An 11,582-nucleotide genomic window follows, 5' to 3' on the forward strand; every position below is an offset into this window, starting at 1 on the left:
CCGCTCAGAACGTGCCGAGGAGGCGCTGGTAGGTGCCGAACGCCCCGATCGCCAACGGCACCAGCACCACGACGGCGACGGCCTCGAATCTGCTGGTGACCCCGCGCAGCCGGGCCCGCACGTGCTCCGGCTGCTCCGCCGACAGCACCACCACGGGGATGGCGGCGACCGCCACGGCGATGCCCAGCGCCGGCCACACACCCCACGAGTACGCCTGCGTCCAGGAGAACAGGAACGCCGCCAGCACCACCAGACTCGCGGCGGTGAGCGCCGCCTTCTGCGCCACCAGCGGGAACAGCCGCGCCCGGCTGGCCACCACGATGGCCAGCACCGTGGACAGCCCGGCCGTCCACGGGTCGAAGTGCGTGGCCAGCCCGATGCCCGCGGTCGCGGTGGCCACGGCCACCGCGAGGGTGGCGATGACGAGGCTGCGGTGCGCACCCGCCACGGAGGCGAGCACGTCGCCGCGGGTCACCGGGTCGCCGGAGCTGCGCCTGTCGTCGAGCACGGCCAGCCCGGAGAACATCAGGGCCAGCCGCAGCAGCAGGCTGAGCAGCACCACGCACGCCACGGTCATGACGGCGGCCACCTGGTACGCGGGCAGTCCCAATGCCGCGGCCGCCGACCACACGACGGCCAGGACCAGGCCGGTGCCGCCGCCGGTGAGCCCGCCCCGGCCCAGGCCGGAGGTGAGGCCGAGCAGCAGGACGAGCACGGCGATGAGGGCGGCGAGCCCGCCCCAGCGCGCCCACTCGGGCCACCCGAACAGGTCACAGGCCAGCCACAGGGTGAGCCCGCCGACGGCCGCCCCGGTGATGGACAGCGCGGTGCCCAGCGCCTCGCGCCAGGTGGGGCCGATGGCCGCCCCGGCCACCATGAGCAGGGCGGCGGCCACGGCGAGGCCGATCATGCCGCCGGTGGAGGGGGCGTACAGGTGCGCGGTCCAGGCGCCGGTGAGGGCGAGCGCGACGAGCGACCCGGTCGCCGTCCATCTGGCGGCCACGGGGTTCCAGCGACCGCTGTGGTCGTCGATGGCCTTGGACACGGCCTCGGGCACCTCGTGGACGACCGGTGCCGGCACCGGTTCCTCGGCCCGGACCAGCCGCAGCACCGCGCCGTCGGTGATCTGCCGGTCGGCCAGGGTGGCCTCGCCGTCCAGGACGGTCCCGGACGCGGTGACCAGGTGGCGCAGTCGCGCCGGGTTCTCGACGGGGTCGCCGAGGAGTTCGAGCACCTCCGGCATGAGCGCGCCCACGGGTTCGCCCGCGGGCAGGACCGCGTCCACCCTGCGCTCCTCGCCGACGAGCGTCACGCGGCTCCAAGCGGTCATGGCCTTCCCATCCTGCTGTGTTCGCTGTTCTGCGGCCGCGCCGGGCGCGGTGTCGTTCCGGGCTCCGGGCACGCGGGCCCGGCGGGTCGGGGTCAGGCCGGCACATCGGTGACGGCGACGCGTTCGACGTAGCCGTTGCCGATGAGCCAGCGGAGAGTCGGCACGGGCGGCACCTCGCCGAACCCGGCCGTGTCGAGGGTGAACTGGAGGCCGCCGCCGGGCGCTCCGCCGTCGGCGGACGCGGTGGTCGCGGTCACCTGGAAGGGGTGGATCACCCGGTAGCGGTGGTAGAGCGGGGCGCCGTCGGCGTCGGTGCGCGCGTACTCGGGGAGCCCGCGCTCGGCGAAGGGGGTGCCGTCGGGGTAGAGGCGGCGCCCGCTCTCCTGGCCGAAGGCGTCCACCACGTCGCCGGGTTCGAGGGTGTGCAGGTAGGAGCCGCCGCTGCGCTGTTCGAGGTTCTCGCGGATCTCGGCGACGAGCTCGGTGGTGGCCTCGGTGATCTCGGCCTCCTCGGCGGTGCCGAGGCGCTGCGGGTCGTCCTCGGTGGTGGCGAGCTCCCGGTGGAGCCAGCGCGCGGCCTCGTCCTCGGTGCTGAACTCGGGCCCGGGGCGGCCCTGGTCGTAGTCGATGACGGACACCGCCATGTAGCCCTCCTCGTCCTCGGTGACGAGGTAGTAGCTGTCGACGGTGCCGGGTTCGGGCCGCGGGTCCCCGGGGAGCACGTAGAGGCTCTCGGGGACCCCGGCCGCGTCGAGTTCCGTACGGAGCTGGTCGAAGCCGACCTCGGCTCCGACCCAGGCGCCCGGCGTGGACGGGAGCGCGCGGTTGGCGGGGCCGGAGGCCTCCTGCTCCCGCTCGATGCGCTGGGCGCCCAGCTGGTGGCTGACGAACGACCAGCCGACCGTCCCGCCGCAGACCACTGCGGCGAGGCAGGCGCTGATCATCACCTTGGCGATGTTCTCGTCGAGGCGACGCCGGGTGCGCTGCCCGCCGAAAAGCACCGCCTCGCGCAGTCGCTGTCGGCGTACGGCGACGGACTCCAGCAGCTGGCTGTCGTAGTCGCGGGCCACCCGTGCTCCTCGTCGGTTCTCGTTCCCTTCCGGTGCCCGGTTCAGGGGCCCGGATGCGGCGTCAGATGTTCTGGACCGCGGAGTTGGCGCGGCTCAGGGTCTCCTGTGCGGTGGAGTCGTTGGTCTCGAGGGTCTCGCGGACGAGCCGGATGATCTCCCGGACCTCGTTGGCCGCGTTGTGCCACTTGAGCTCCTTGCCGCTGTACTCCTCGGAGACACCGGTGGCCTCGAACTCGGCCATGGCGGCGCTGACGTCGGTGTCGCGCTCGCCGATGATGGCCTCGAGCCTGTTCATGATGGTGTTGATGTTGCCCTGGGCCTCCTGCGAGGCCCCGACGTCGTAAGCGTTCTTCATCTGGAAGCTCCTCGGGGGTTCGGGGACCGGCGGATCAGCGGAACTTGGCGGCGTCGAAGTTGGCCGCGCCCATGTTGGCGTTCGCGTCGTCGGCCATGGTGTCCGAACCGCTGACGAACGCGGTGTTCATGCCCTCCTGGCCGACCTGGATGGAGCCGAGCCCGGCCCGCAGGTCCGCGGTGATCTCGTCGGTCCGGGACTTGAAGGAGTCGAAGGCGCTCTTGCCCGCACCGTCGAACTTGCCGACGAGCGGCTCGGCCGCCTGGACGAGTTGCTGGATCAGCGAGCTGAGCTCATCGCCCGAGCCCGAGGTGTTCTGCCCCAGAGTGGCCAGCGTGGTGTCGCCCATTTCCCAACGTGACATCCGTTCACCTGTTCTTTCTCGGGGGTCCTCGCGAAGCTGTCGCCTCGTAGAAGGAGGATGCACACAGCGTGCCGACAGTTCAGAAGAACGACCGCGGAGCCGCACAAGGAACCCGGTAGCCCCTATAGGGAGGATCTGCATACTACAAGCGGTCACGGTCGGGGAAATAGACATGTCGGCGACCTGTGGACAAAGGGGTGGCGGCGGTGAAGTTCGAGGTCGTGGAGCCCGAAGACCAGGACGAGGCTCCGGAGGGCGAAGACGCGCAAGCGGCCGCGGGGCCGCCCGCCCCGGCGGATCCAGGGACCGGGGAACCGGCGTCGGACGACCCGGCGCGCCATCGGATAGAGCGCATTGCCGAGCGAACGAATTCGCAGGTCAAAGCGGATATCGCAACGGCCCGGGCGGCATTGGGGAAACTGTGGTCGACGATCGCCGAGAAGGATCCGCTCGAGAGTGATTCGCGTCACATAGAGCCGCTGGACGACGCCGAGCCTCCGCCGATCTTCCGCCCCTCCGCCTTCTCCCCCGCCCCACGGCCACCCGCGGACGACGGGGGCGGGCCCGGCGGGGACCACGCCGCGCGACCCTGAGCGCCCCGGGCTCCTGGGGCTCCAGCCACAGCCGGCGCAGGGGCGGGGGCCGGGACCGGGGGCGATGGGTACCCCGGCCGCAGTAGGCCAAGGCCCCGCACACCCACGAGCCCTGCTCACAGGGACGCACCGTGTCCTTTCAGCCACCCATGTTCTTTCAACGCTGTGATGGGTGACGGGCGGGTCTGTCCGGGGCCCAGCCACTACCGGAGGGCGGATCATCTCCTTCGACCCCAGAGGGTCGAGATGAGCGCTCCCGCCGTCCCGGACACCCGGAGGTGAGGGCCGCGCGTGACTGCGGGTCCTGGCCGCAGGGGGTCGTCCACCCGACCGGAGTGGCCCGTCGCAGCAGGAAAGCGAACCACCACCTCCACCGCAGGGGGTTATCCGTCCAACCGAGGTGGCCGGCCACAGGCGGAGGCCATCGCAGCACCTCCACCCCAGGGGGATCCCCACCCGACCGGGGTGGCCCGCCACACCTGGAGGCCATCGCAGCACCTCCACCCCAGGGGGATCCCCACCCGAGGGCTGGCCATAGCCGGAGGGCGTCGCAGCGCCTCCGCCCCAAGGGGTTTCCCACCCGACCGGGGTGGCTGGCCCCAACCGGAGGGCATCGCAGCACCTCCGCCGCAGGGGGTTTCTCACCCGACCGGGATCTCCGCCACAGCCGTGTCAGGCCAGTGGGGTCCCTGGCCATAGGGGGTCTTCGCCGAGGTAGTTGTAGGTTTCCAAAAGGCCGGCCGCTTGGGAACGGCGGTCCGCACCGGGTGGGCCCGGCCCCGGCCGCAGTCGGTGTCCGGCAGACCGCCGGGGGGAATCGTTGGGCGCACGTGGCGGGTGGTGGGGGTGTGACTGCCGGAGCCGGGTGCACCCGGAGCGCGCACACCCGCACCGCCTGGAAAGGTTGGGGGCGCCGGCGGCGGTGAGGACGCTCCACGCAGCCGCCTACTCCCGCACGTAACCGCGGTACGGACGGGAGTGAGGGTGAAAGCCGCACGCACCCGCGACCCCGGCCCCAGACCGGGCACAGGACCGCGGCCCTGGCCGCAGGGGGTGTGAGCTGTGGGTACTCGCGGCATCAGCCAGAGGGGGGTTGGGGAGGAAGGACCGTAACCCCCGCCCCAGGGGGTGTTGCCGCACGTATCCGCAACCCTGGCCACAGCCCGGGCACCGGATCGCGACCTCCACCCCAGGGGGTGTGAGAAGGAAGGACCGCGACCCCCGCCTCAGGGGGTGAAAGCGGCACGTACCCGCAACCTCGGCCCCAGGTCGGAGGAAGAACCGCGACCCCGGCTACGGCGGGGGCAAGGTACGCGGTCTCTCCTCCGGGCCTGGGCGGGGGTCGCGGACACGTGCACGTTCCACCCCCTGCGGCGGGGGCGCAATCCTTCCTCCCCAACCCCCACGGGTTGATGCCGCGGGCACCCGCGGCCTTCACCCCCAGGGCGAAGGTTCGCGGTTCTTCTTCCCCCACCCCCTGGGGCCCGGGGCTGTGGGTACGCGCGGCTTTCACCCCCCGGGCTGAGGTGTGCGGTCCTGTGCCCGGTCTGGGGCTGGGGTTGCGGGTACGTGCGGCAACACCCCCTGGGGCGGGGGTTGCGGTTCCTCCTCCCCACACCCCCTATGGCTGGGGACTGTGGGTGCGTGCGGCTTTCACCCCCGGCACTGACCGGGACCGCGGTCATCCGCGGGAGTAGGCACCAGCGTGGAGCGCCCGCACCGCCGCCGGCGCCCACAACCTTTCCAGGCGGTGCGGGTGTGCGCACCTCGCGCGGACCCGTCCCCGGAAAGCGCACCCCCACCACCCCGGGTGCGCGCCCAACGAAACCGCCCGGCGCTCTGCCGGAGGCCGACTGCGCGGGGACGGATCCACGCTCCGCGACTGTACCCTCCAAGCGATCGGGCTCTTGGAAACCAGTCACCCGTGGCTGCGACCACAGACCGCCCACCCCACATGGTGACCGTCCTGGAAACCTCACAGTCCGCCTCACCCCCTGGGGCCGAGGCCCCGATCGGGTGCACCAACCCCCCTGAGGCCAGGGCGGGAGGCCTCCCGCAGCCCTCACCCCCTGGGGCCGGGCACCCCACTGGCCTGACACGGCTATGGCTAGGGTTTCCGGTCGGGTAGGACACCCCCTGCGGCACAGGAGGCGATTCGCCTTCCGGCTGTGGCCGAGGTTTCCAGGCGGGTGAGGAACCCTCTGCGGCCGGGGCCGGCAGGTACGCGCAGCCCTCACCCCCACGTGTCCGGGGCAGCGGGAACGCCCACCCCCACCCCCTGGGGCCGAAGGAGACGATCCGCCCTCCGGTAGTGGCTCGGCCCCCAACAGACACCCGCCACCCACCACAGCGTTGAAAGAGCATGGGACACCCCCGGCGCAAGGCGGAAGGCCACCCGTGGCCCTCGCCTCCTGAGGCGGAGGCGCCGCAGTCTCCTCCGGCCGTGGACAACCATCCCGGACGCGGAAGAAGAGGCTCCGAGACGCCCATGGGGCGGGTATCGGACCCGCGACCGACACCCCGACGGGCAGTGGGGACGCGGCCCGAGTGGGCGGCGTCCCCCATCATCGGACAGGTTCAGGTGGTGCCTTCGGGGCAGGTGGGACGACCGGGGCGAACGGGACCGAAGTCAGCCCAGATGTGGTGCCCGAGGTCACCCCACCGACATAGCGAAAGATATCCCCAGCCTGTGGACAACTCTTGGACCATCAGTAGACCGCGCTGTCCCTCCGCCCAGTCCCATTCCTCGGCGCTGCGGGCCTTCGGGATCTCCGGGAGCGTGCCGCCGCAGCCCTCGTCAGTGAACCCGAGTCGTACCCCGCCGCGCCCGTCCGTCCACAGGGTGCGGACGACGCGGCCGCCGCGCGCCCCCGACGCCGTGTACTTGACCGCGTTGGCGAACAGCTCGCTCCCGCAGAGCACCAGGGTTTCGGTCAGGTCGGAATCGAATCCGGCCAGATCCCTGACCAGGTCGCGGCGTACGGCGGTCAACCGGGCGAGGTGCCCCTTGTAGACACGGTGGCGCCAGGTCCTCCCGATCGGTGCGCGCTTCACACCCGCACCTCCCGTCGCTCCTGCTGCACCAGCCATCGGCGGGTGACAGCGGCCAGTTCCTCGAAGCCATCCCCCACCTGGAACCCCGGGCTGCGGTCGGGGGCGATGAGGCCGGAGGGGAATTCCGGTTCCGGGGCGAGGAGGTCCCCCGGAGGAGCGGGCCGGGACTGCGGGATGTAGGGGACGGGAGCGGCCGCAGGGGCGGTCGGGGCTGCGGTCGGCATCTGGGGGTGCGACGTGTTCGGAGTGGTCCAGCTCCGGAGGCGGGCGAGGGCCTGCTCCTGGACGCGCACGAGTTCGTGCTCGTCGGCGGCCGCGTGCGGGGCTTCCGCGCGGCGGGCGGCGGAACGCTCGTGGGCGACGAAGTAGGGGCGCACGAGCGGGATCTCACCGGCCGGGAAGACTTCCCGGGGCCGGTCCAGCCCTCGGAGCCGAACCGCGGCGGGAGGCCGGTCCGGGAGGGGCCGAACGGCGGGAGCGGGGTCGGCGGCGTAGCGGCGGACACGCTTCGACCTGCGGCGGAAGGCGGAGAAACCGGTGGGCCGGGCATGCCGGCCACGGGAGACGCGGAACAGCACTCCGAGCAGTCCGAAGGCGCACTCGAGGAGCGCAGCGCTAAACTGGTGCACGCTGGCAATCCTGTTCTTTCAAGGGGTTGAGTTGCTGGCCACGGCCTCGGGTGTTCTACAAACACCGCGGGGCCCCTATATGCGGTTATGCGGCCAGGTTAGGGCACCGGCCGAGTATCGGGACACGTTTTTCCGTAACGACTTCGAAGAGGCTTGCGACCTTCGGCGTCGTGGCAGCTCAAGGGCACCCCAGCGCGACTCCCGACCGAGGGAGAACGCGAGCCCGGAGTGGCATATAGGTCCGATTCATTCGCTTTTAATAAAAATTGTTCCACACAAAAGGGGCGGCACCTATCCGAAGAAGGTGCCGCCCCTATCTGTCGTTTCCCATACGGGCCGAGCACTCAGGGCCGCTCGACGGTGTCCGCCGGGGCAGCCCACCCGGAGGCCACCGACTCCAGGCTCCCGGCTCCGCGCGCCCCGCACACCGGTGTCAGCAACCTCGGAGGCCTCGACCCCCGGCCGCCGGAGCCGGGAGAGCGCCACCTCCTGCCGCCAGGCGCGCAGCGGCTCTCCGTTCGCTCTCAGAACCTCGCCCAGGCGTTCCTTAATGTCTCCGCTCGGGGTGTTCACACCATTTTCACAGCGGGAGACCAAGGCATCCGCGACGCCCACCACCCGGGCGAGCGCCCGCTGCACACAGCCGGCCGCCCCGCGGAATTCCGCGAGAATCCGCGGGCCCCCCTCACGCGTCACGCAGAGAAAACCACACGAGCCCCCCGTGCATCACCTTTCGTTCCCCGAAATCCGAAGAAGCCGACCGTGCGGCAATACCGCAGGTCAGAGTGTTCACGTGGGAAAGCTCACCGGTTCACCCGAACCACATCCGGTTTTCCACCGCCTGAGAGGGAACGGCTACCCCTGATGAACGGCATCTACCTCGACGACCTGCTGGCCACCGCCGCGGACGTACTCGACCGGGTCGGTACCCGCACCGAACCCGGAACCGCCGACGAACGGTCCGTTCGGGCCGTGCGCGACGCGCTGCGCCACGCATGGGAGACCGACGACGCCCACGCCGCCGTGACGCTCCTGGACCGGAGGATCTGTGCATGCAAGGAGGCCGCTCCGTGACCACCACCCCTCCCTTTCCCTCTTCCACCCCTTACGTCGCACCGCTGTGCGGAGAGGCCCACCTCGACCATTCCTGCATGCGCCGGACCTGTCTCCTGGAGGCCGGCCACAGCGGCCCGCACGAGGACTCCAAGGGGCAGACCTGGGAACCCCCGGAGCTGACCCTCGAACGTCTGAGATCCACCTGGGGCTCCACCCACCGCATCGTCTGGACGGGGTCGCTGTGGATGGCGACCCACCGGGACCCGAACGCCCCCTGGCGAACGGAAGTGGAACCCACCCCCGAGCAGCTGGAGGAGCGCCTGCGCGCTCACTCCGCCCCGTGACCGCAGCGGTGCTCCCGCGCCCGGGGTCCGCGGTGCTTGGTAGCGTCCGGCCCATGCAGCAGCACACCCGACACGGCGTCGACGACGGCTACCTGAAGCGCATCGTGAACCCCGCGGAACTGCGGGAACGCGTCTCCCTGCAATTCCACGCCCTGCGGCACCTCTCCTCCCGGGTGAGCGTCCTCCAGGAGATGAGCCGCACCCTGCTGGACCACCTGGGAGCCCGCTCTGTGGACGATCCCGACCTGTCCGGGGACCCCGCACACTTCGGCCTCGTGCTGCGCACCGCGGCGGAGTCCGCCGACGGCGTACTGGAATGCCTGATGGCCCCCGAGGGCGACCAGCGGATCCCGCTCTCCTGGCTGGGCGGGGAGCTGACCAATATGAACGAGGACCACGACGACCTCGATCCGCCCTTCCGGCCCGTGGTCGACATGGACCTCACCCCGCAGGTGTGGGTGGAAGCGGTCGAACTGGCGGTGGTCGGCCGCCGCGTGCGGGATCAGGGCCGAGCGTCCGGAGCCGGGTACCGGATGTACGCGTCCATCCTCCACGACCTCGCCGGGCAGGAGGTGTTCCCGGCGGCCGACGTGGCGCAGATGGACGCCTTGGGCATGTACCTGAACCCGGCGGGATTCCCCCTGCCCCGGGATTGGCCGAAGGTCGCGCTGTGCATGCCCTCGGAGGCGGAGCGGGCGACGGCGGCGCGGGCCCTGGACTCCGCCGGGGAGCTGAGCGGGGAGCAGTCCCTGCTGCGCGTCTTACTCCAAGACGACCAAGAGTTGTTCGAGCAGGAGCTGGAGGAGTACCTGGACCGGTACCGGCGGGACATGGACGCCGTCCAGGACCCGGCACCGCGCACGCTGTTGCCGATGGGTGTGATCGCGCTGGTCGCGTTGGCGGTCCAGGTGCACGGCTGGCGGGTGGACCTGTCCTCGGACTACCTGCCCGAGGTCCTGGTGCGCGCACCCGAGGGCGTTCCGCCTGTGGAGCGCCCGGCACCGCCCGCCGGCTGAGAGCCGGACGGGATCCTCACCGTCCTCGGCACCGGGATCAGATGGGGAAATCGTCGTGCCGGGTGCGCTTGAGGATGTGCTCGGGCAGGTACTCCGAGTCGATGCCCAGCGTGAACTCCGGGTCCTGCTGCCGGAACTTGTCATGCCCCAGGCACGCCAACGACAGCAGGCTCAGCGGCACGACACCCGGCAGCTTCCTGGACTCCAGCTCCGGCGAACTATAGAAGCGCTTGAAGTCCTCCAAAGCCTTGACCAGCGCCTTGACGAACTCCTCCGGGTCGCCCATCAGCAGCCGACGGAACACCTCCATCGCCGGGAAGGACAGCAGCGCCACGCTTTCCGCCCCGAACGGCACCGCCTGCGGGTCGCACAGCTCCATGGACCGGCGCAGCTTGCCCACCAGGTCCGGACCACCGGTCACGAACGTCTGGAGCGTATCGATCCACGCGTAGGTGTACTCCAGATACTCCGACCCGCCCCGGGCCGCGGACTCGCGCAGGCTCTCCACTGGAATCCGGCACAGCGCCCGCACCCGCTCATGGTCCCGGCAGGTCACCGCCAGGTGGAACGCCGTCTCCCAGTCCACGGGCCGCGCCACCGGCACCCGCTGGGCGACCTGGATCCGCCGTTCCTGGTGATCGACGCGCAGCACCGCCTCCTGCCCCGGCTCCACCTCGGAGAGCTGGAAGGCCGCATTGGCGATCTGCATCGCGAACACCCACGCCTCCCATGTCTCCAACCGCGAGGCCGAGGGATCCACCAGCAGCTCCTGGAGAGCCGTATCAAGGACGGCGTCCGCCCTCCTCCTCAGGAACCACGGCTTCCCGGACAGCGTCTGGAGAGCCATCTGCCTGCCTCGTGCATTGGTCTCTCGCCGGTAGTCATCGACCACGAAGTCGATTTCATGGCGCTCCACCTGAGACGTTTCGCCGCGCTGCTCCGGTTCGATCAAATGGGGAACTCGCCGTTCCAAGCGCCATTGACGATGAACTTGGGCAGGTACCCGGACTCCACCTCCAACTTGAACTCGGGATGGTGCACGGACCGGTCGTTCCCCCAGCACGCGAACGCCAGCAGCCCCAGCGGGCAGGTCCCGTCGACGTCCTTGGACATCTCCTCGTTCGCGGTGTAGTGCTCCTTGAAAAGCTCCACTCCACGAGCGAGCGCGGCGTTGAAAGCCTCGCTGTCGTTCGCCGCGAAAGCCCGGAAAACCGCTACCTGTGGAAGGAACAGCCTCTCCAGGTCACCGGCCGGCTGCTTGCGCGGATCCGCCAGCTCCACGACCCGGTCCAGGTCCTCGAACAACCCTGGGCGGTTCAGAACGAACGCCTGCAGAGCGGAGATCCAGGGGAACAGGTACTCGCCGTAGGTCCCGCCGCCCCTGGAGCCCGACTCCCGCAGCACCTCCAGAGGGATCTCACCCAACGCCCGCTGCCGCTCCTGATCCCGGCAGCTCACAGCCAGGTAGAACGCCGTGAGCCAGTTCCCGGGCGAAGTGAAGGAGCGAGTCCCGGTCCCTCTGAGGTTCCGGGTCTTCTTGTCAATGACGCAGGGGACATCGGAGCCCTTGGAGGCAGCGCTCACGGAGAAAATCGCATTGGCCAACTGCATGGCCGTCGTCCATTCCTCCCACGTCTCCAGATATCCCGCCTCGGGATCCATGGCCAGGCGCATCTTCGCATGCCCCAGGATAACGCCCAGTTCCGCGGCGAGAATTGTAGGGTTCCGTTCGACCCCGGCTACCGAATCCCCCCGATCCGCCTCAAATTTT

Annotated in this window: 13 protein-coding genes; 4 read left to right on the forward strand and 9 right to left on the reverse strand. The window is 70.6% G+C overall.

Features of this window, described 5'->3' with window-relative positions; translation table 11 throughout:
* Nucleotides 1-4: 4 nt before the first annotated feature.
* The 4 genes from eccD to KGD84_RS30945 all read right to left on the reverse strand — a co-directional run bounded on the left by eccD (nt 5) and on the right by KGD84_RS30945 (nt 3,119).
* Nucleotides 5-1,330: a type VII secretion integral membrane protein EccD gene (eccD, locus tag KGD84_RS30930; protein ID WP_220563826.1), complete on the reverse strand. Its 1,326-nt coding sequence runs from the start codon at nt 1,328-1,330 to the stop codon at nt 5-7.
* A 92-nt stretch (nt 1,331-1,422) separates the two neighbouring features.
* Complete coding sequence (locus KGD84_RS30935) at nt 1,423-2,400, reverse strand: TNT domain-containing protein (protein ID WP_220563827.1); 978 nt, start codon at nt 2,398-2,400, stop codon at nt 1,423-1,425.
* Between the two features lie 61 nt (nt 2,401-2,461).
* Nucleotides 2,462-2,755: a pore-forming ESAT-6 family protein gene (locus KGD84_RS30940; protein WP_220563828.1), complete on the reverse strand. Its 294-nt coding sequence runs from the start codon at nt 2,753-2,755 to the stop codon at nt 2,462-2,464.
* Nucleotides 2,756-2,789: 34 nt separating this feature from the next.
* Nucleotides 2,790-3,119 carry a hypothetical protein gene (locus KGD84_RS30945; protein WP_220563829.1) on the reverse strand — a complete coding sequence of 110 codons (330 nt, stop codon included), beginning with the start codon at nt 3,117-3,119 and terminating at the stop codon, nt 2,790-2,792.
* A gap of 206 nt (nt 3,120-3,325) precedes the next feature.
* On the opposite strand from KGD84_RS30945, the gene KGD84_RS30950 reads away from it, so the two are divergent.
* On the forward strand, nt 3,326-3,712 hold the full coding sequence (locus tag KGD84_RS30950) for a hypothetical protein (RefSeq protein WP_220563830.1): 387 nt from the start codon (nt 3,326-3,328) through the stop codon (nt 3,710-3,712).
* Nucleotides 3,713-6,289: 2,577 nt separating this feature from the next.
* Here the strand turns inward: KGD84_RS30950 and KGD84_RS30955 are convergent.
* The 3 genes from KGD84_RS30955 to KGD84_RS33885 all read right to left on the reverse strand — a co-directional run bounded on the left by KGD84_RS30955 (nt 6,290) and on the right by KGD84_RS33885 (nt 8,091).
* Nucleotides 6,290-6,766, reverse strand: coding sequence for an ATP-binding protein (locus KGD84_RS30955; protein ID WP_338151196.1), 477 nt, complete (start codon nt 6,764-6,766; stop codon nt 6,290-6,292).
* A complete protein-coding gene (locus tag KGD84_RS30960; RefSeq protein ID WP_220563832.1) occupies nt 6,763-7,143 on the reverse strand; it encodes a hypothetical protein in 381 nt (126 codons plus the stop codon). Before KGD84_RS30960 ends, KGD84_RS30955 begins: the two co-directional genes overlap by 4 nt.
* 543 nt (nt 7,144-7,686) lie before the next feature.
* Nucleotides 7,687-8,091 carry a helix-turn-helix domain-containing protein gene (locus KGD84_RS33885; protein WP_370634620.1) on the reverse strand — a complete coding sequence of 135 codons (405 nt, stop codon included), beginning with the start codon at nt 8,089-8,091 and terminating at the stop codon, nt 7,687-7,689.
* A gap of 168 nt (nt 8,092-8,259) precedes the next feature.
* On the opposite strand from KGD84_RS33885, the gene KGD84_RS30965 reads away from it, so the two are divergent.
* From KGD84_RS30965 to KGD84_RS30975, 3 genes are all read left to right on the forward strand, one after another.
* Nucleotides 8,260-8,469, forward strand: a complete 210-nt coding sequence (locus tag KGD84_RS30965) for a hypothetical protein (protein WP_220563834.1) — start codon at nt 8,260-8,262, stop codon at nt 8,467-8,469.
* A gap of 77 nt (nt 8,470-8,546) precedes the next feature.
* A complete protein-coding gene (locus KGD84_RS30970; RefSeq protein WP_220565940.1) occupies nt 8,547-8,795 on the forward strand; it encodes a hypothetical protein in 249 nt (82 codons plus the stop codon).
* Nucleotides 8,796-8,848: 53 nt separating this feature from the next.
* Nucleotides 8,849-9,811: an Imm49 family immunity protein gene (locus tag KGD84_RS30975; RefSeq protein ID WP_220563835.1), complete on the forward strand. Its 963-nt coding sequence runs from the start codon at nt 8,849-8,851 to the stop codon at nt 9,809-9,811.
* Nucleotides 9,812-9,848: 37 nt separating this feature from the next.
* On the opposite strand, the gene KGD84_RS30980 is transcribed toward KGD84_RS30975, so the two are convergent.
* Both KGD84_RS30980 and KGD84_RS30985 read right to left on the reverse strand, forming a co-directional pair.
* Nucleotides 9,849-10,658, reverse strand: coding sequence for an immunity 49 family protein (locus KGD84_RS30980; RefSeq protein ID WP_220563836.1), 810 nt, complete (start codon nt 10,656-10,658; stop codon nt 9,849-9,851).
* A gap of 101 nt (nt 10,659-10,759) precedes the next feature.
* Nucleotides 10,760-11,473, reverse strand: coding sequence for an immunity 49 family protein (locus tag KGD84_RS30985; protein ID WP_220563837.1), 714 nt, complete (start codon nt 11,471-11,473; stop codon nt 10,760-10,762).
* Between the last annotated feature and the right edge of the window lie 109 nt (nt 11,474-11,582).

The organism is Nocardiopsis changdeensis (genome assembly GCF_018316655.1).
Taxonomy (GTDB): domain Bacteria; phylum Actinomycetota; class Actinomycetes; order Streptosporangiales; family Streptosporangiaceae; genus Nocardiopsis; species Nocardiopsis changdeensis.